Source organism: Variovorax sp. 38R (assembly GCF_014843395.1).
GTDB lineage: Bacteria > Pseudomonadota > Gammaproteobacteria > Burkholderiales > Burkholderiaceae_C > Variovorax > Variovorax paradoxus_H.
On sequence record NZ_CP062121.1, the window covers coordinates 3927840 to 3947003 of the forward strand.

Consider the following 19164-nt stretch of genomic DNA (forward strand, 5'->3'; position numbering starts at 1 on the left):
TGATTGAATTTATGAAAAAACGTGCTGTCGTCACCGGCATTACCGGACAAGACGGGGCGTACCTGGCCGAGCTGCTGCTCGGCAAGGGCTACACCGTCTACGGAACCTTCCGCCGAACCAGTTCGGTGAACTTCTGGCGCATCGAGTCGCTCGGCATCCAGGACCATCCGGAGCTTCATCTCGTGGAGTACGACCTGACGGACCTGGGCAGTTCGCTCACGCTGATCAGGGACGCGGAGCCCGACGAGGTCTACAACCTGGCGGCGCAGAGCTTCGTGGGCGCGAGCTTCAACCAGCCCGAAGCCACCACGCACATCAACGGCCTGGGCACCCTTCACCTGCTCGAAGCGATTCGCCTGACGAACCGCAAGATCAAGTACTACCAGGCCTCGACGTCGGAGATGTTCGGCAAGGTCCAGGCCATTCCGCAGAAGGAAGACACGCCCTTCTACCCCCGCAGCCCGTACGGCGTCTCCAAGCTCTTCGCGCACTGGATGACGATGAACTACCGGGAGAGCTACGGGATCTTCGGTTGCTGCGGCATCCTCTTCAATCACGAGAGCCCGTTGCGTGGCCGCGAATTCGTGACGCGCAAGATCACCGACGCCGCGGCGAGGATCAGGCTCGGCATGCTCGATGTGCTCACGCTGGGCAACCTGGACGCCAAGCGCGACTGGGGCTATGCGAAGGAATACGTCGAGGGCATGTGGCGCATGCTGCAGGCCGACAAACCGGACAACTATGTGCTGGCCACCCAGCGCGCGGAAACCGTGCGGGAGTTCGTCGACATGGCGTTCAGGGCCGCGGACTGCGAGTTGCGGTTCGAAGGGGCGGGACAGGAGGAAGTCGCCATCGACCGAAAGACCGGCAAGGTCCTCGTGAAGATCGACCCGAAGTTCTATCGGCCTGCCGAAGTGGAACTGCTCATCGGCGATGCGTCGCATGCCAGGAAGACGCTGGGCTGGGAGCCCCGGACGACGCTGGAGGAACTGTGCACGATGATGGTGGAGGCCGACCTGCGGCGCAATCGCGAAGGCCGTTCCTTCTGAGCGGACCGAGGTGACTGGCCGCGCGGCAGGCCCGTTCTGAATGGCACCGGGATTTGCACCGCACAAACGAAAACGGCACCCGAAGGTGCCGTATGTCGTGGGTCTAATTGGTGGGCGGTGGAGGTTTCGAACCTCCGACCCCAGCAGTGTGAATGCTGTGCTCTACCCCTGAGCTAACCGCCCTGAGACACTGCTTTTGAGTTCAGTGTCTTGAACACGTATCGCGCTGTGCGAAGCCTCAGATTATGCCACAGCTTTTCAAGCGTTTTGGCGGAACACCGTTTTTCCACCGCTGGATTTGTCGAGTTGCGACAACACCGCTTCGTGCGCGCTGAGTTCGTGCTCGGCCGCCTCGATCACCGGCAGCTCGAACTGGCTCAGGTCGATGGCCACGACCGTCGTGCCCTGCGCAGGCTCGTTCGAGGCCACGTCGATCAGCAGTGCGTCTTGCCCGCGCGTGAGGTTGATGTAGACGTCGGCAAGCAGCTGCGCGTCGAGCTTGGCGCCGTGGAAGGTGCGGTTCGAGCGGTCGACACCGAAGCGGTCGCACAGGGCGTCGAGCGAGTTGCGCTTGCCGGGGTAGACCAGCTTGGCCATGGCCAGCGTGTCGGTCACTTCGCTCACGAAGGTCTTGAGCGGCGGCAGGCCGGCGCGCTCGAATTCCTTGTTGAGAAAGCCGACGTCGAAGGCCGCGTTGTGGATGATCAGCTCGGCATCGCGCAGGTACTCGATGATGTCCTTGCCCAGCGTGGCGAACTTCGGCTTGTCGCGCAGGAAGTCGGTGGTCAGGCCGTGGACCTTGAGCGCGTCCTCGTGGCTCTCGCGCTCCGGGTTGAAGTAGATGTGCAGGTCGTTGCCGGTGAGCTTGCGCGCGAACAGCTCCACGCAGCCCAGCTCGATGACGCGGTCGCCGTTCTCCGCAGAGAGCCCGGTGGTTTCGGTGTCAAGAACGATCTGACGTGACATCAGTGGTTTTCCTTGGCGTGGTTGATCGTGTACTTGGGAATCTCGATCGTCACATCGTCCTGCGCCAGGATGGTCTGGCAGCTCAGGCGCGACTGCGGCTCAAGGCCCCAGGCACGGTCGAGCAGGTCTTCTTCGCCTTCCTCGGCTTCGTTCAACGAATCGAGGCCCGCGCGCACGATCACGTGGCAGGTGGTGCAGGCGCAGCTCATCTCGCAGGCGTGCTCGATGTTGATGTCGTTGTCGAGCAAGGCCTCGCAGATCGAGGTGCCGGCCGGCGCGGTGATCTCGGCGCCTTGCGGGCAGTACTCGGGATGCGGATAGATCTTGATCGTGGGCATGAAATTGTTCTGTCTACAGGGATTCGACCTTGCGGCCTGCAAGCGCGCGCGCAATGCCCGCGTTCATGCGCTGGGCGGCGAAGGCTTCGGTGTCGTTGGCCAACGTCTTCGTGGCGGCTTCGATGGCGGCGGCTTCGTTGCTGCTCTTGGCTGTTTCGCGCAGCTGTGCCATCGAGGCGTCGATGACAGTGCGCTCATCGGCACTCAGCAGGTCGCCGTCGGCATCGAGCGCGCTCTGCGTGGCCAGCAGCATGCGGTCGGCATCGACGCGCGATTCGACCAGCGCGCGGGCCTGCATGTCTTGCTGGGCGGTGGAGAAGCTCTCCTGCAGCATGGTCGCGATCTGGTCGTCCGACAGGCCGTACGAGGGCTTGACCGCCACGCTGGCCTCGACGCCGCTGCCCTGCTCTTTGGCGCTCACGCTCAGCAGGCCGTCGGCATCGACGGTGAAGGTCACGCGGATGCGCGCCGCGCCGGCCGCCATCGGCGGGATGCCGCGCAGCGTGAAGCGCGCGAGGCTTCGGCAGTCGGACACGAGATCGCGCTCGCCCTGCACCACGTGCAGCGCCAGCGCGGTCTGGCCGTCCTGGTAGGTCGTGAAGTCCTGCGCCATCGCGGTCGGGATGGTCTGGTTGCGCGGCACGATGCGCTCGACTAGGCCGCCCATCGTCTCGATGCCGAGCGACAGCGGGATCACGTCGAGCAGCAGCAGTTCGCCCGCGCCGTTGTTGCCGGCCAGCTGGTTGGCCTGGATCGCAGCGCCAAGCGCCACGACCTCGTCGGGGTTCAGGTTGATCAGCGGCTCACGACCGAAATGCTCGGCCACTGCGCTGCGGATCTGCGGCATGCGCGTGGAGCCACCGACGAGCACGATGCCCTGCAGGTCCTCAGGCTTGAGCTTCGCGTCGCGCAGTGCCTTGCGCACGGCGGCGAGGGTGCGATCGGTGAGTGCCTGCGTGGCGGCAAAGAACTGCGCGCGGGTCAACGTGAACTCGGCATTGCCGCCCGTCAGCGCGGCGCTGAAGAGGACCGACTCGGCATCGGTCAGTGCTTCTTTGGCGGCACGCGCGGCCACGAGCAACGCCGCGCGGTCGTTGTCGTTGCCAGCCTGCCGATCGGTCTGCGCGAGCACGAAGTCGGCGATGGCGTGGTCGTAGTCGTCGCCGCCCAGGGCGGAGTCGCCACCCGTCGCGATCACTTCGAACACGCCTTGCGTGAGCCGCAGGATCGAGATGTCGAAGGTGCCGCCGCCGAGGTCATAGACCGCGTAGACGCCTTCGCTGGCGTTGTCGAGCCCGTAGGCAATGGCCGCGGCGGTCGGCTCGCTGATCAGGCGCAGCACGTTCAGGCCCGCGAGCTGCGCGGCGTCCTTCGTTGCCTGGCGCTGGCCTTCGTCGAAGTACGCCGGCACGGTGATGACGGCGCCGTAGAGCTCGTCGTCGAAGGTGTCTTCGGCGCGGTAGCGCAGCGTGGCGAGGATCTCGGCGCTGATCTCGACAGGCGACTTCTCGCCGGCCGAGGTTTGCACCTTGACCATGCCGCCGTCGTCACCGCCGATGCGGTACGACATGGCATCGCGGTTCGCGATGTCGGCCAGGCCGCGGCCCATGAGTCGCTTGACCGAGGTGATGGTGTTGGCCGGGTCCTGTGCGCGCGCGGCCACGGCATCGAAGCCGATCTGGCGGCGGTCGCCGTCGAGGTAACGCACGGCCGACGGCAGCAGCACGCGGCCCTGGTCGTCGGGCAGGCATTCGGCCACGCCGTTGCGCACCGAGGCCACCAGCGAATGCGTGGTGCCGAGGTCGATGCCCACGGCAATGCGGCGCTGGTGCGGATCGGGCGCCTGGCCGGGTTCGGAAATCTGAAGAAGAGCCATAAGGGCTTATTGTCCCAACTGATCGAATTTGGTTTCGACGTCTTGTCCGAATCGCTCAATGAACATGAGGGCTCTCACTTGCTGAACGGCACCGGGGTAGTCGCCCTTCTCGTCGATCAGCCAGTCGAGCGACGAGAGTGCGCGGGCGCGTGTGCTTTCGACATCCTCCTGCAGCACCTCGACGGCGCCGATGTCGCGGGCGTCATCGAGCGCTTCGCGCCATTCCATCTGCTGCATGAGAAAGGCGCCCGGCATCGCCGTGTTGTTCTCCGCATTCAGCGGTGCGCCGTTGAGTTCGCAGAGATAGCTCGCGCGACGGATCGGGTCCTTGAGCCGCTGGTAGGCCTCGTTGATGCGCACCGACCACTGCATGGCCACGCGCTGCGCCGCTGCGCCTTGTGCCGCAAAGCGGTCCGGGTGCACCTCACGCTGCAGTTCCTTCCAGCGCGCGTCGAGCACGGCGCGGTCCTGCGCGAAGGTCGCCGGGACGGCGAACAGTTGGAAGTCGGTGTCGTTGAGGTTCATCAGACTGCCTGCCGGGCCGCGCTAAAGATCAAGAAAAAACCGCCAGCACATGACATGGTGGCGGCTGTGGTCGCAGTCAGCGACGACGCATCAGATGCGAAAACTTTCGCCGCAGCCGCAGCGGTCGCGTTCGTTCGGGTTGATGAACTTGAAGCCCTCGTTCAGGCCTTCGCGCACGAAGTCGAGTTGCGTGCCGTCGATGTAGGCCAGGCTCTTCGGGTCGACCAGCACCTTCACGCCGTGGTCTTCGAACACCACGTCTTCAGGCGTGAACTCGTCGACGTACTCAAGCTTGTAGGCCAGGCCCGAGCAGCCGGTGGTCTTCACGCCCAGCCGCACGCCCACGCCCTTGCCTCGTTTGCCGAGGTAGCGGGTGACGTGACGCGCAGCGGCTTCGGTCAGCGTGACGGCCATCTCAGTGAACAGCAGCTTCGGCGGTCGACTCGGCGGTCTTGGCGCCGTGCTTCGCCTTGTAGTCGCTCACGGCCGCCTTGATGGCGTCTTCCGCGAGGATCGAGCAGTGGATCTTGACCGGCGGCAGTGCCAGTTCTTCAGCGATTTGCGCGTTCTTGAGGGCCGCCGCTTCGTCGAGCGTCTTGCCCTTGACCCATTCGGTCACGAGCGACGACGAGGCAATGGCCGAGCCGCAGCCGTAGGTCTTGAAGCGCGCGTCTTCGATCACACCGGTTTCGGGGTTGACCTTGATCTGCAGCTTCATCACGTCGCCGCAAGCCGGTGCGCCGACCATGCCGGTGCCTACCGAGTCGTCGCCCTTTTCGAAGGAGCCGACATTGCGGGGGTTTTCGTAGTGGTCGATGACCTTGGAAGAATATGCCATGGTGTACCTCTCAAACTTTGTTCAATCGTGGAGCCGTGGGCTGGCCTGGGTCAGTGGGCCGACCACTGGATCGTGCTGATGTCGACGCCGTCCTTGAACATCTCCCACAGGGGGCTCAGCTCGCGCAGCTTGGCGACGTTGTGCTTGATGGTCGAGATGGCGTAGTCGATTTCTTCTTCGGTCGTGAAACGGCCGATGGTCATGCGCAGGCTGCTGTGGGCCAGCTCGTCGCTGCGGCCCAGGGCGCGCAGCACATAACTGGGCTCCAGGCTGGCCGAGGTGCAGGCCGAACCCGACGACACCGCCAGGCCCTTGATGCCCATGATCAGCGACTCGCCTTCGACGTAGTTGAAGCTCATGTTCAGGTTGTGCGGCACACGGCGCTCGAGGTCACCGTTGATGAAGACCTGTTCGACATCCTTCAGGCCGTCGAGCAGGCGCTTCTGCAGACGCGCCGCATGGGCGATGTCGTCCTTCATCTCGAGCTTGGCGATGCGGTAGGCCTCGCCCATGCCGACGATCTGGTGCGTGGGCAGCGTGCCCGAGCGCATGCCGCGCTCGTGGCCACCGCCGTGCATCTGCGCTTCGAGGCGGATACGCGGCTTGCGACGCACGTACAGGGCGCCGATGCCCTTGGGGCCGTAGGTCTTGTGCGAAGCGAGGCTCATCAGGTCGATGGGCAGCTTCGTGATGTCGATCTCGACCTTGCCGGTGGCCTGGGCCGCATCGACGTGGAAGATCACGCCCTTTTCGCGGCAGACATTGCCCAGCGCGACCACGTCCTGGATCACGCCGATTTCGTTGTTCACGAACAGCACGCTGGCCAGGATGGTGTCGGGGCGGATGGCCGCCTTGAACTTCTCGAGATCGACGAGGCCGTTTTCCTCGACGTCGAGGTAGGTCACTTCAAAGCCCTGGCGCTCGAGTTCGCGCATGGTGTCGAGCACGGCCTTGTGCTCGGTCTTCAGGGTGATCAGGTGCTTGCCCTTGCCCTTGTAGAACTGGGCCGCGCCCTTGAGGGCCAGGTTGATCGACTCGGTGGCGCCCGACGACCAGACGATTTCACGCGGGTCGGCGTTGATCAGGTCGGCCACCTGGCCGCGCGCCTTCTCGACCGCTTCTTCGGCTTCCCAGCCCCAGGCGTGGCTGCGCGATGCCGGGTTGCCGAAGTGTTCGCGCAACCAGGGAATCATGGCGTCGACCACACGCGGGTCGGCCGGCGTGGTGGCGCCGTAATCGAGATAGATCGGGAAATGAGGAGTGACGTCCATGGCTGGCTCGGGCTGGCGTGGGGGTTGTGTTCTGGGATCGGGGCAAACTCAGGCGATGCCCGCGGGCATCGCCGGACTCAATCAGGTCAGGACTTCGCGAAGACGTTGCCGAGAGCGAAGACCGAATTCGGCGCATTCACGCGAATGGGCTTGACCACCGGCTGGGCCGAGATGGCGCGCTTGACGACCGGCTTGTTCTCGATCTGCACGCCCTTGGCGATCTGGTCGTCGACCAGCTTCTGCAGCGTGACGGAGTCGAGGAACTCGACCATGCGCTGGTTCAGCGAGGCCCAGAGTTCGTGCGTCATGCAGCGACCCTGCTCACCGAGGCAGTTTTCCTTGCCGCCGCACTGCGTGGCATCGATCGGCTCGTCGACGGACACGATGATGTCGGCGACCGTGATGTCTGCCGCCTTGCGTCCGAGGCTGTAGCCGCCGCCGGGGCCGCGGGTCGACTCGACCAGCTCGTGACGGCGCAGTTTGCCGAACAGCTGTTCGAGGTACGACAGCGAAATCTGCTGCCGCTGGCTGATCGCAGCCAGCGTGACCGGACCGGTGTTCTGACGCAACGCCAGATCGATCATTGCTGTGACCGCAAAACGGCCTTTGGTAGTGAGACGCATCGCAAGCTCCTTCAAGTGCTTACCGTTGAAATGACACCACAGCCTTGGGCCGCGGTGACTTCGTCTCCGCCCTGCCCGCCCCTGACGCTGGTGAACCAGTCGGTAGGAGTCGGTCCTTCATCGCGAAGTTCTTTGTTGTTGAGTATTTCGGTCAAGTATAGCAGATGCCCCTGAACTCTGCTCGGGTAAACCCCAGCGCAGCTCGCTTGAAGAAAGCGAACTTATGGCCTAGCCAGAATCAGGACGGCAACTCGGGGATGTTGTCGCCGCCCGACGCCCCGAACGCCTGTTCGCGCAGCAGCGCCAGCTGGTCGCGCACCCGGGCCGCCTTCTCGAACTCGAGGTTGCGGGCATGCTCCAGCATCTGCTTCTCGAGGCGCTTGATTTCCCGGGCGATGTCTTTCTCGCTCATGTCCTCGACCTTGGCGCGTTCCAGGTCGAGCTTGGCCATTTCCTTGCCGGTCTTCTCGCTGTAAACGCCGTCGATCAGGTCGCGCACCTGCTTCACGATGCTGCGCGGCGTGATGCCGTTCGCCTCGTTGTGGGCAATCTGTCGGGTGCGGCGGCGCTCGGTTTCGCCGATGGCCTTCTTCATCGACTCGGTCATCCGGTCGGCATAAAGAATGGCCTTGCCGTTCAGGTTGCGCGCCGCGCGGCCGATGGTCTGGATCAGCGAGCGCTCGGCGCGCAGGAAGCCTTCCTTGTCGGCATCGAGGATCGCCACCAGCGACACCTCGGGAATGTCCAACCCTTCGCGCAGCAGGTTGATGCCCACCAGCACGTCGAAGGCGCCCAGGCGCAGGTCGCGCAAGATTTCCACGCGCTCGACCGTGTCGATGTCGCTGTGCAGGTAGCGCACCTTCACGCCGTTGTCGCTCAGGTAATCGGTGAGCTGCTCGGCCATGCGCTTGGTCAGCGTGGTGATCAGCACGCGCTCGTTCTTCTCGACGCGGATGCGGATCTCGCCCAGCACATCGTCCACCTGGTGCGTGGCGGGGCGCACTTCAACTTCGGGATCGATCAGCCCGGTCGGCCGCACCAGCTGCTCGACGACGTTGCCGGCGTGGTCCTTCTCGTACTGCGCGGGCGTGGCCGACACGAAGATGCACTGGCGCACCCGTTTTTCGAACTCCTCGAGCTTGAGCGGCCGGTTGTCCAGCGCGCTCGGCAGCCGAAAGCCGTACTCGACCAGCGTGACCTTGCGCGCCCGGTCGCCGTTGTACATGGCGCTGAGCTGGCCCATCATCTGGTGGCTCTCGTCGAGGAACATCAACGAGTCCTTCGGCATGTAGTCGGTGAGCGTCGCCGGCGGGTCGCCGGGCTCCGCGCCCGAGAGGTGCCGCGTGTAGTTCTCGATGCCCTTGCAGTGACCGATCTCGGCCAGCATTTCCAGGTCGAAGCGCGTGCGCTGCTCCAGCCGCTGCGCCTCGACCAACTTGCCCGAGCCAGTCAGCTCCTTGAGCCGGCCGGCCAGCTCGATCTTGATGGTTTCGACGGCCGCCAGCACCTTGTCGCGTGGCGTCACGTAGTGGCTCGACGGGTACACCGTGAAGCGCGGCACCTTCTGGCGGATGCGCCCGGTGAGCGGGTCGAACAGCTGCAACGACTCGATCTCGTCGTCGAACAGCTCGAAGCGGATGGCCAGCTCGCTGTGCTCGGCCGGAAACACGTCGATGGTGTCGCCGCGCACGCGGAATGTGCCGCGCGCAAAGTCCTGCTCGTTGCGCGTGTACTGCATGCGAATGAGCCGCGAGATCAGGTCGCGCTGGCCGACCTTGTCGCCTACGCGGGCAATCAGCCGCATCTCCATGTAGTCCTCGGGCGTGCCGATGCCGTAGATGGCGCTCACCGTGGCCACGATGACCGTGTCGCGCCGCTCCAGCACGCTCTTGGTGGCCGACAGGCGCATCTGCTCGATGTGCTCGTTGATCGAGGAGTCCTTCTCGATGAACAGGTCGCGCTGCGGCACGTAGGCCTCGGGCTGGTAGTAGTCGTAATAGCTCACGAAGTACTCGACGGCGTTCTTCGGGAAGAACTCGCGGAATTCGCTGTAGAGCTGCGCCGCCAGCGTCTTGTTGGGCGCGAACACGATGGCCGGGCGGCCCAGCCGCGCGATCACGTTGGCCATGGTGAAAGTCTTGCCCGAGCCGGTGACGCCCAGCAGGGTCTGGTACACCTCGCCGTCGAGCACGCCGGCCACCAGGCCCTCGATCGCCTTGGGCTGATCGCCCGCTGGCGGATAAGGCTGGAACAGCTCGAACGGCGAGTCGGGATAGCGGATGAATTCGCCCTGTTTCGCCGGCCCGATCGGGTCGACTTTCTTCAGGTCTGCTATGGCTTCGGTGTTCTCTGGCATGGCTGTTCCCGACAGGTGGCGTGGCGCCGGTAAAATTCAAGGCAACCGGAAAGGATAAAGCCTCCTCCGGTTGCCAGCGAAGCTTTCATCCCAAAGGACCTTTCCATGTCTATGTTCACCGCGGTCGAAATGGCGCCGCGCGACCCGATCCTCGGCCTCAACGAGCAATTTGCAGCCGACACCAACCCCCTCAAGGTCAATCTCGGCGTTGGCGTGTATTACGACGACAACGGCAAGCTGCCCCTGCTCCAGTGCGTGCAGGCTGCAGAGCAGAACATGATGAAGGCCCCCTCGGCCCGCGGCTACCTGCCGATCGACGGCATCGTGGCCTACGACAACGCCGTGAAGGGCCTGGTCTTCGGCACCGACAGCGAACCCGTCACCTCGGGCCGCGTGGCCACCATCCAGGCCATCGGCGGCACCGGCGGCCTGAAGGTCGGCGCCGACTTCCTCAAGAAGCTCAACCCCAACGCCACCGTGCTGATCAGCGACCCGAGCTGGGAAAACCACCGCGCGCTGTTCACCAACGCCGGCTTCACGGTCGAGAGCTACCCCTACTACGACGCGGCCCAGCGCGGCATCAACTTCGACGGCATGCTGGCCGCCCTGAACGCGGCACCGGCCGGCACCATCGTCGTGCTGCACGCCTGCTGCCACAACCCGACCGGCTACGACATCACGCCCGAGCAGTGGGACCAGGTCGTCGCTGCCGTCAAGGCCAAGGGCCTCGTGCCCTTCCTCGACATGGCCTACCAGGGCTTCGGCTACGGCCTCAAGGAAGACGGCGCAGCCGTTGCCAAGTTCGTCGACGCCGGCCTGACCTTCTTCGTCTCGACCTCGTTCTCCAAGAGCTTCAGCCTGTACGGCGAGCGCGTCGGCGCCCTGTCGGTGCTGTGCGAGAGCAAGGAGGAAGCCGGTCGCGTGCTGTCGCAACTCAAGATCGCCATCCGCACCAACTACAGCAACCCGCCGATCCACGGCGGCGCCGTGGTGGCCGCGGTGCTCGGCACCCCCGAGCTGCGCGCCCTGTGGGAAAAAGAGCTGGGCGAGATGCGCGTGCGCATCAAGGCCATGCGCCAGAAGCTGGTCGACGGCCTCAAGGCCGCCGGCGTGAAGGAAGACATGAGCTTCATCACCACCCAGATCGGCATGTTCAGCTACTCGGGCCTCTCCAAGGACCAGATGGTTCGCCTGCGCAACGAGTTCGGCGTGTACGGCACCGACACCGGCCGCATGTGCGTCGCCGCGCTCAACAGCAAGAACATCGACTACGTCTGCGCGTCGATTGCGAAGGTCATCTAGGTGACAACCGGGTGTGAGTGAATCGACTTTTTGACGATTCGTTCACATTCGGCCACAGAAGGCGAATCCAGCCCGCTCCGGGCTAGGGTTCGGCCCCCTGCGCCGCGGCAAATGCACTGATATATTGCACTGCAACATCCACTCAAAGACCCGCGATGCTCTATCAACTCTACGAAGCCCAGCGTTCCCTGATGGAGCCCTTCTCGGACTTCGCCCAGGCCGCCTCCAAGCTCTACGGCCCCGGCGCCGTCTGGAGCCAACTGCCGATGGCACAGCGCATGGCCGCCGGCTATGACCTGATGTACCGGCTGGGCAAGGACTACGAGAAGCCCGAGTTCAACATCAAGTCCGTCAAGGTCGAAGGCGAAGACGTCGTCATCCAGGAGGCCGTCGAGCTCGACAAGCCCTTCTGCGAACTGCGCCGCTTCAAGCGCTTCACCGACGAACCGCACATCCTCAAGACGCTCAAGAGCCAGCCCGTGGTGCTGATCGTGGCGCCGCTGTCGGGCCACTACGCCACGCTGCTGCGCGACACCGTTCGCACCATGCTGCAGGACCACAAGGTCTACATCACCGACTGGAAGAACGCGCGCCTGGTGCCGCTGTCCGACGGTGAGTTCCACCTCGACGACTACATCAACTACGTGCAGGAGTTCATCCGCCGCCTGCAGGCCGAGTACGGCAACTGCCACGTAGTGAGCGTGTGCCAGCCCACCGTGCCCGTGCTGGCGGCCGTGTCGCTCATGGCCAGCCGCGGCGAGGCGCTGCCCCTCACGATGACCATGATGGGCGGCCCGATCGACGCGCGCAAATCGCCCACGGCGGTCAACAACCTCGCGACCAACAAGAGCTTCGAGTGGTTCGAGAACAACGTGATCTACCGCGTGCCGCAAGGCTTCCCGGGCGCGGGCCGCAAGGTCTACCCGGGCTTCCTGCAGCACACGGGCTTCGTGGCCATGAACCCCGATCGCCACGCCACCAGCCACTACGACTACTTCAAGGACCTGATCAAGGGTGACGACGCCAGCGCCGAAGCCCACCGCAAGTTCTACGACGAGTACAACGCCGTGCTCGACATGGACGCGGACTACTACCTCGAGACCATTCGCACCGTGTTCCAGGACTTCGACCTGGTCAACGGCACGTGGGATGTAAAGAACCCCGCCGGCCAGGTGGAGCGCGTGCGTCCGCAGGACATCCACGCCACCGCCCTGCTCACCGTCGAAGGCGAGCTCGACGACATCTCCGGCTCGGGCCAGACCCAGGCCGCGCACAGCCTGTGCACGGGCATCGCCGATGCCAAGCGCGAGCACTACGAGGTCAAGGGCGCGGGCCACTACGGCATCTTCAGCGGTCGCCGCTGGCGCGACCTGGTCTACCCGAAGGTGCGCAACTTCATCGCCGCCAGCGACGAGCCCCAGCGCCGCGCCGGTGCGCGCGAAGCGCTGCCGGCCGAAGACCGCATCAAGCCGGGCCAGAAGCTGAAGGTCGTGGCAACCGCTGCGGCCCGCAAGACGCCGGTCGCCGCCAAGAAGGCGGTCGCCGTGAAGGCCGCGCCGGCCGCCAAGAAGCCGGTCGCGGCAAAGAAGCCCCGCGCCAGCGCCGCGCGCTGAGCCGCGCGCATCACCCACCGTGAACGGGCTGGCCGCACGCATCAACGACGCACTGCCTCAAACGCAGTGCACACGGTGCGGCTACCCCGATTGCGCGGGCTACGCGCAGGCCATCGCCGACGGCGAGGCCGACATCAACCAGTGTCCGCCCGGCGGCGCCGAGGGCATCGAGCGCCTGGCGCTGCTCACGGGCCGCGCCGCGCAGCCACTCGATCCGCAGTTCGGCACCGAAGGCCCGCGCGTCATGGCGGTCATCGACGAGGCCTGGTGCATCGGCTGCACGCTCTGCCTCGACGCCTGCCCGACCGACGCGATCATCGGCATCAACAAGCGCATGCACACGGTGATCGAAGCGCACTGCACGGGGTGCGAGCTGTGCATCCCGGTCTGCCCTGTCGATTGCATCTCGCTCGAGGTTGAAACACCGGGCCGCAGCGGCTGGCAGGCGTGGTCGCAGGCGCAGGCCGAGGCCGCACTGCAGCGCTACAAGCTGCACGCCCAACATCGCGACACCGCGAAGCGCGAGGCCGAACCGGCGCCCGCCGCCGAACCGCAAGCCGCCGACACGCGCAAGCGCTCCATCGTCGAAGCCGCCCTGGCACGTGCCCGCGCCGCCGCCGAACAACGCCAGGCCGCCAAGAAATCATGACCCTCGACACCCTGCTGATCTACGCCGTCGCCTCGCTCGCCCTGGCGGTGATCCCCGGCCCGACCATGCTGCTGGCGCTGTCCAACGGCATCGACGGCGGCATGCGCCGCGCCAGCTGGGGCATCGCGGGCGCGTCGCTGGGCAGCGTCTCGCTGATCGCGGTCGTGGCGCTCGGCCTGGGCTCGCTGCTCGCGGCCTCGGAATGGCTCTTCAATGCGATCCGCGTCGCGGGCGTGGCCTACCTGGTGTGGCTCGGCATCAAGCTGTGGCGCAGCGAAGCGACCGACCTGGGCACCGCGCTGGCCAAGTCGGCCATCGAGGTCCGTCCGCACGGCCGCATCGCGCTGGTGCGCAGCCTGATGGTGGCGCTGTCGAATCCGAAGACGGTGCTGTTCTTCGCGGCCTTTTTGCCGCAGTTCATCGACACCGCCAAGCCCCAGGGCATGCAGTACCTGGTGCTGGGCTCGATCTTCGTCGTGCTCGACACCTGCGTGATGCTGGCCTATGCCGGCGCCGGCACGCAGGCCGTGCGCTGGCTCTCGCGCCGCGGCCTCAAGGTGCTCAACCGCAGCTGCGCCGTCGGCATGTGGCTGCTGGCCGCCACCCTCGCCTTCTGGCGCCGTCCGGCCTGAGCCTCGTCGAACTCAGCCCTTCTGCGGGCGCTTGAAAAGCAACAGCAGCACGCCCGCCAGCACCACGCCCACGGCATACCACTCGAAGCGCGTGACCGTCTCGTGGGCGATCCACACGCCCAGCAGCATCGCGATCACCGGATTGACGAAGGTGTAGCTCGCCGCCAGCCCGGCCGGCGCCTGCGCGAGCAGCACCATGTAGGCGTTGAAGGCGATCAGCGAGCCGAACACCACGAGGTAGACCCACGCCCCCAGCGCCACGGGCTGCGGCGGCCAGCTCATCGTTTCGCCCGACACCGCGGCCAGCACCATCAGCACCACGCCGCCACACAGCATCTCGCTCGCGAAGCCCATCGCACCGGGCGCCAATGGCAGGCTACGCTGGCTCAGCACGCTGCCGAGCGACCAGCACACGCAGGCCACGCAGATCGCGATCAGCCCCTCAGGCGAGGCCTTGAAGCCGCTGCCCTGCGTGAGCATCAGCACGCCGGCCAGCCCGAGTGCGATGCCGGCCGCTTCGAGCCGCGCGGGCTTCACACCCCAGATCAAGTTCAGCAGCGCAATGAGCAACGGAATGACGGCGATGAACGCCACCACCAGCCCCGAGCCGATCGACACCTCGGCCAACGCCGTGCCGCCCATGCCGCCGCCGAGCATCAGCGCGCCGACAACCAACGCATTGCGCCACTGCAGGCGCGTCGGCCAGGGCGTGCCGCGCCAGCGCATCCAGGCCGCCAGCAGCACGCCCGCGACCAGGAAGCGCGAACCCATCTGCAGGAACGGCGGAAAGCTGATCAGCGCGTACTTGATGGCCAGGTAGGTCGAGCCCCAGACTACCCAGGTGGCGGCCAGGCAGAGCCACAGCAGCGGCGTCAGCCGGGGGCGTGAGGAAGCAGGCGCGGCCTGCGCGGATGGTGCGAGTGTCGACATGGCGAGGGTGTCTCTTCTTGGTATCGGATGCTCGTCATGGTATGAAAGCCACCGCCCGGCAGCCATGCGAATTTCATGGTTCTGCTCGCACCGCACCGTCGAATTAAAGGACTTCCATGGACTTCACCTTGACCCCCACGCTGGACGCCCACGACACCCGCATCCTGGCCGAGTTGCAGGCCGACGCACGCCTGAGCATGGCCGAGTTGGGCCGCCGCGTGCACCTGAGCCAGCCGGCCGTGACCGAGCGCGTGAAAAAGCTGGAAGCCGCGGGCGTCATCACCGGCTACCGCGCCACCGTGAATCTCACGCGGCTGGGCTACGGCATCCGCGGAATCATCCGCGTCGGGCGGGCCGACTACGACCTCGTGGTGAAGCTGGTGCAGGAGACGCCCGAATGCGTCAATGCCTACAACGTGACCGGCGAAGACAGCTGGATCCTCGAGATCGCGGTCATCGACGTGCCGCACCTGGACGCGGTGCTCGCCAAGTTCTGCATCCTGACCGAGACCGCGACCTCGATCATCCTGAACCCGGCGCGCGAGCACCAACCGATGCTGCCGCCGCAACGCGCCGACGTGAAGCCGCCGGTGCGCAAAGCGCTCAGCGCGTAGCGGCGAGCGCGTTGAAGGCCGTCACCACCTCGGGCGGCGCCTGCACCATCTCGACCAGCACGCCCTCGCCCGAAATCGGGAACTCGTCGTTGGCCTTCGGGTGCAAAAAGCAGATATCGAAACCGGCGGCGCCCTTGCGGATGCCGCCCGGCGCAAAGCGCACGCCCTGCGCCGTGAGCCATTCGACGGCCTGGGGCAGGTCGTCGATCCACAGGCCGACGTGGTTCAGCGGCGTGGTGTGCACCGCCGGCTTCTTTTCAGGGTCGAGCGGCTGCATCAGGTCGACCTCGACCTTGAACGGGCCGCTGCCGATGGCGCAGATATCTTCGTCGACGTTCTCGCGCTCGCTGCGGAAGGTGCCCGTCACCTCGAGCCCCAGCATGTCGACCCACAGCTTCTGCAGCCGCAGCTTGTCGGGGCCGCCGATGGCGATCTGCTGGATGCCCAGCACCTTGAAGGGACGCGGCGTCGTCATGCGCAGCCGCCTTCTTGTGTCGCCTGTGCCTGCTCCTGCGTGCGGTGCGAGCGCAGGCCGAGCTTGCGCAGCAGCTGCACGTCGGCATCGGCGTCGGGGTTGCCGGTGACCAGCAGCTTGTCGCCGTAGAAGATCGAGTTGGCACCGGCCATGAAGCACAGGGCCTGCACCGCCTCGCCCATCTGCTGGCGGCCGGCCGACAGGCGCACGCGCGCGGTCGGCATGGTGATGCGCGCCACGGCGATCATGCGCACGAAGTCGAAGGGATCGACCGGCTCCGAGTCGGCCAGCGGCGTGCCGGGCACGCGCACCAGGCTGTTGATCGGCACCGACTCCGGATACGGGTCCATGTTGGCGAGCTGCGCGATCAGCCCGGCGCGGTGCACCGGCTGCTCGCCCATGCCCACGATGCCGCCGCAGCACACGCTGATGCCGGCGCTGCGCACGGCCGCCAGCGTGTCCAGGCGGTCCTGGTAGGTGCGCGTGTCGACCACGTCGGTGTAGTACTCGGGCGCGGTGTCCAGGTTGTGGTTGTAGTAGTCCAGGCCCGCGGCCTTGAGTTGCTGCGCGTGGTGCGGCTCCAGCATGCCCAGCGTGGCGCAGGTCTGCAGGCCCAGGCCCTTCACGGCCTCGACCAGCACGGCCACCTTCTCGACGTCGCGGTCCTTGGGCGCGCGCCAGGCGGCGCCCATGCAGAAGCGCGTGGCGCCGGCGTCCTTGGCGGCCTGCGCGGCGCGCACCACCTCGTCGACCTCCATGAGCTTCTGCGCCTTCACGCCGGTGTCGAACTCGGCCGACTGCGGGCAGTAGCCGCAGTTCTCGGGGCAGCCGCCGGTCTTCACCGACAGCAGCGTGGCCAGCTCGATGTCGCCTTCGGGGAAATGCCGGCGGTGCACGGTCTGCGCCTCGAACAGCAGTTCCATGAAGGGCTTGTCGAGCAGCGCCTGGATCGCCTCGACGGACCAGGGGCCCTGGGGCGTCGCCACGGCCTTGGCCGGGCGGTGCAGCGTGATTGCTGCCTGTTGCAGGTCGTTGGCACCCATCAGTTGAACTCCAGAATGATTTGGTCGACGGCGAGCGATTCGCCCTTGGCCGCCGAGATCTTGCCCACCACGCCATCCTGCGCGGCGAACAGCACGTTTTCCATCTTCATGGCCTCGATCACGGCCAGCTTCTCGCCGGCCTGGACCTGCTGCCCCGGCTGCACCGCCACCTCGACCAGCAGGCCAGGCATCGGCGACATCAGGAACTTGCTGAGGTCGGGCGGCGCCTTGTAGGGCATCAGCTCGAGCAGGCGCGCGCCCAGCGGCGACAGCACCATGGTTTCGATCTGCGTGCCGTCGTGCGACACGCGCAGCGCCAGCGGGTTCTTGCCCGCGCCGCGCTCCACCTGCGCCGTGAACGGCTTGCCGTTGGCCGTGCCCTGCACGCGCGCTGCGCCCAGCGCGAATGCGCTGTCGATCTGGTAGCGCTTGTCGCCCACCGTGACGACGCTGGCGCCGGTCTTGTCCTGGAAGTCGCTCACCGACACCGCGTGCTGCACGTGCTTGCCCTCAGGGCCCAGCTCGACCACCACGAACTTCTCGCCCACCTTCACACCGTGACCCGCGAGCTGCCCGGTGATGCCCGAGGCGCGCGCGCGGTAGCGGCGGTTGACGAAGGCGGCCAGCGCCACCAGGAACGACGGATCGGCGTGCGGCACGTCTTCCGCATGGAAGCCCTTGCCGTAGTGCTCGGCGATGAAGCCGGTGTTGAAATCGCCCGCCACGAACTTCGGGTGTGCCAGCAGCGCCGCCTGGAACGGGATGTTGCTGCTGATGCCGCGGATCACGAAGCCGTTGAGCGCCTCGCGCATGAGGGCGATGGCCTCGGTGCGGTCCTTGCCGTGCACGATGAGCTTGGCGATCATCGAGTCGTAATACATCGGGATCTCGCCGCCGTCGTACACGCCGGTGTCCACGCGCACGCCGTGCAGGTGGCCGGTGTCGCTCGCGAACATGCTCTCGGCAGGCGGCTGGAACTTCACCAGGCGACCCGTCGACGGCAGGAAGTTGCGGAACGGGTCTTCGGCGTTGATGCGGCACTCGATGGCCCAGCCGTCGCGCTTCACGTCGGCCTGCGCCAGCGGCAGCTTCTCGCCGGCCGCCACGCGGATCATCAGCTCGACCAGGTCCAGCCCCGTGATGCACTCCGTCACCGGGTGCTCCACCTGCAGGCGTGTGTTCATCTCCAGGAAGTAGAAGCTCTGGTCCTTGCCGACCACGAACTCCACCGTGCCCGCGCTCTGGTACTTCACGGCCTTGGCCAGCTGCACCGCCTGCTCGCCCATCGCCTTGCGCGTGGCGTCGGTGATGAAGGGCGACGGCGCCTCCTCGATCACCTTCTGGTGGCGGCGCTGAATGGAGCACTCGCGCTCGTTCAGATAGATCACGTTGCCGTGCGAATCGCCCAGCACCTGGATCTCGATGTGGCGCGGCTCCTCGACGAACTTTTCGATGAACACGCGGTCGTCGCCGAAGGAGTTGCGCGCTTCGTTGCGGCACGAGGTAAAGCCCTCGAAGGCTTCCTTGTCGTTGAAGGCCACGCGCAGGCCCTTGCCGCCGCCGCCGGCCGAGGCCTTGATCATCACGGGGTAGCCGATGTCCTTGGCGATCTCGACGGCGCGCTCGGCCGTCTCGATGGCGTCGTTCCAGCCGGGAATGGTGTTGACCTGGGCTTCGTTCGCCAGCTTCTTCGAGGCGATCTTGTCGCCCATGGCCGCGATCGAATAGTGCTTCGGGCCGATGAAGGCAATGCCCTCTTCCTCGACCTTGCGCGCAAAGGCTTCGTTCTCCGACAGGAACCCGTAGCCCGGGTGCACGGCCTCGGCGCCGGTCTGCTTGCAGGCCGCGATGATGCGGTCGGCCTGCAGATAGCTCTCACGGCTGGGCGCCGCGCCAATGTGCACGGCCTCGTCGGCCAGCTCGACGTGGCGGGCTTCCTTGTCGGCGTCGGAGTAGACGGCGACGGTGAGGATGCCCATCTTCTTCGCAGTCTGGATGACGCGGCAGGCGATTTCGCCACGGTTGGCGATCAGGATTTTCTTGAACATTTTCTTCTTCTCCGTG

At 65.9% G+C, this 19164-nt stretch carries 19 protein-coding genes and 1 tRNA gene; 6 read left to right on the forward strand and 14 right to left on the reverse strand.

Going from position 1 to position 19164, the window contains the following annotated elements; all coding sequences use genetic code 11:
• Positions 1-11 precede the first annotated feature (11 nt).
• A complete protein-coding gene (gene gmd, locus IG196_RS18065; protein WP_192192218.1) occupies positions 12-1049 on the forward strand; it encodes a GDP-mannose 4,6-dehydratase in 1038 nt (345 codons plus the stop codon).
• Between the two features lie 108 nt (positions 1050-1157).
• On the opposite strand, the gene IG196_RS18070 is transcribed toward gmd, so the two are convergent.
• The 10 genes from IG196_RS18070 to uvrB form a co-directional block, all read right to left on the reverse strand.
• A tRNA-Val gene (locus tag IG196_RS18070) sits at positions 1158-1232 on the reverse strand.
• 75 nt (positions 1233-1307) lie between these two features.
• Complete coding sequence (gene dnaQ, locus IG196_RS18075) at positions 1308-2015, reverse strand: DNA polymerase III subunit epsilon (protein ID WP_192192219.1); 708 nt, start codon at positions 2013-2015, stop codon at positions 1308-1310.
• Positions 2015-2353 (reverse strand): ISC system 2Fe-2S type ferredoxin, encoded by a 339-nt coding sequence (fdx, locus tag IG196_RS18080; RefSeq protein WP_192192220.1) that lies wholly within the window; start codon positions 2351-2353, stop codon positions 2015-2017. Before fdx ends, dnaQ begins: the two co-directional genes overlap by 1 nt.
• Before the next feature lie 13 nt (positions 2354-2366).
• On the reverse strand, positions 2367-4229 hold the full coding sequence (gene hscA / locus IG196_RS18085) for a Fe-S protein assembly chaperone HscA (protein ID WP_192192221.1): 1863 nt from the start codon (positions 4227-4229) through the stop codon (positions 2367-2369).
• Between the two features lie 6 nt (positions 4230-4235).
• Positions 4236-4754 carry a Fe-S protein assembly co-chaperone HscB gene (gene hscB, locus IG196_RS18090; RefSeq protein WP_192192222.1) on the reverse strand — a complete coding sequence of 173 codons (519 nt, stop codon included), beginning with the start codon at positions 4752-4754 and terminating at the stop codon, positions 4236-4238.
• Between the two features lie 90 nt (positions 4755-4844).
• Entirely contained in the window at positions 4845-5168 is a 324-nt protein-coding gene (iscA, locus tag IG196_RS18095) for an iron-sulfur cluster assembly protein IscA (RefSeq protein ID WP_007828190.1), read from the reverse strand.
• A 1-nt stretch (position 5169) separates the two neighbouring features.
• Positions 5170-5592, reverse strand: a complete 423-nt coding sequence (gene iscU / locus IG196_RS18100; RefSeq protein WP_192192223.1) for a Fe-S cluster assembly scaffold IscU — start codon at positions 5590-5592, stop codon at positions 5170-5172.
• 50 nt (positions 5593-5642) lie between these two features.
• On the reverse strand, positions 5643-6863 hold the full coding sequence (locus IG196_RS18105) for an IscS subfamily cysteine desulfurase (RefSeq protein ID WP_192192224.1): 1221 nt from the start codon (positions 6861-6863) through the stop codon (positions 5643-5645).
• 86 nt (positions 6864-6949) lie between these two features.
• Positions 6950-7486 carry a Fe-S cluster assembly transcriptional regulator IscR gene (gene iscR / locus IG196_RS18110; RefSeq protein WP_056580055.1) on the reverse strand — a complete coding sequence of 179 codons (537 nt, stop codon included), beginning with the start codon at positions 7484-7486 and terminating at the stop codon, positions 6950-6952.
• A 238-nt stretch (positions 7487-7724) separates the two neighbouring features.
• Entirely contained in the window at positions 7725-9842 is a 2118-nt protein-coding gene (gene uvrB, locus IG196_RS18115; protein WP_225616709.1) for an excinuclease ABC subunit UvrB, read from the reverse strand.
• 105 nt (positions 9843-9947) lie between these two features.
• Here uvrB and IG196_RS18120 point away from each other — a divergent pair, with 105 nt between their 5' ends.
• The 4 genes from IG196_RS18120 to IG196_RS18135 all read left to right on the forward strand — a co-directional run bounded on the left by IG196_RS18120 (position 9948) and on the right by IG196_RS18135 (position 14038).
• On the forward strand, positions 9948-11144 hold the full coding sequence (locus tag IG196_RS18120; protein ID WP_101490010.1) for an amino acid aminotransferase: 1197 nt from the start codon (positions 9948-9950) through the stop codon (positions 11142-11144).
• Positions 11145-11299: 155 nt separating this feature from the next.
• Positions 11300-12757, forward strand: a complete 1458-nt coding sequence (locus tag IG196_RS18125) for a polyhydroxyalkanoate depolymerase (RefSeq protein WP_192192225.1) — start codon at positions 11300-11302, stop codon at positions 12755-12757.
• Positions 12758-12776: 19 nt separating this feature from the next.
• Positions 12777-13406, forward strand: coding sequence for an RnfABCDGE type electron transport complex subunit B (locus IG196_RS18130; protein WP_192192226.1), 630 nt, complete (start codon positions 12777-12779; stop codon positions 13404-13406).
• Positions 13403-14038, forward strand: coding sequence for a LysE family translocator (locus tag IG196_RS18135; protein WP_099790194.1), 636 nt, complete (start codon positions 13403-13405; stop codon positions 14036-14038). The genes IG196_RS18130 and IG196_RS18135 overlap by 4 nt, the downstream gene beginning before the upstream one ends.
• Before the next feature lie 12 nt (positions 14039-14050).
• On the opposite strand, the gene yedA is transcribed toward IG196_RS18135, so the two are convergent.
• Complete coding sequence (yedA, locus tag IG196_RS18140; protein WP_192192227.1) at positions 14051-14968, reverse strand: drug/metabolite exporter YedA; 918 nt, start codon at positions 14966-14968, stop codon at positions 14051-14053.
• A 116-nt stretch (positions 14969-15084) separates the two neighbouring features.
• On the opposite strand from yedA, the gene IG196_RS18145 reads away from it, so the two are divergent.
• The gene (locus IG196_RS18145) at positions 15085-15582 is read left to right on the forward strand and encodes an Lrp/AsnC family transcriptional regulator (protein ID WP_062473217.1); all 498 of its coding nucleotides are present in this window, start codon (positions 15085-15087) and stop codon (positions 15580-15582) included.
• Here IG196_RS18145 and IG196_RS18150 read toward each other — a convergent pair.
• From IG196_RS18150 to accC, 3 genes are read right to left on the reverse strand one after another with little or no spacing between them, the layout of a single operon-like run.
• Complete coding sequence (locus IG196_RS18150) at positions 15572-16057, reverse strand: VOC family protein (RefSeq protein WP_192192228.1); 486 nt, start codon at positions 16055-16057, stop codon at positions 15572-15574. The two genes, IG196_RS18145 and IG196_RS18150, sit on opposite strands and share 11 nt — an antisense overlap.
• The gene (bioB, locus tag IG196_RS18155; RefSeq protein WP_192192229.1) at positions 16054-17100 is read right to left on the reverse strand and encodes a biotin synthase BioB; all 1047 of its coding nucleotides are present in this window, start codon (positions 17098-17100) and stop codon (positions 16054-16056) included. Before bioB ends, IG196_RS18150 begins: the two co-directional genes overlap by 4 nt.
• A complete protein-coding gene (gene accC / locus IG196_RS18160) occupies positions 17100-19148 on the reverse strand; it encodes an acetyl-CoA carboxylase biotin carboxylase subunit (protein WP_192192230.1) in 2049 nt (682 codons plus the stop codon). The genes bioB and accC overlap by 1 nt, the downstream gene beginning before the upstream one ends.
• Positions 19149-19164 lie beyond the last annotated feature (16 nt).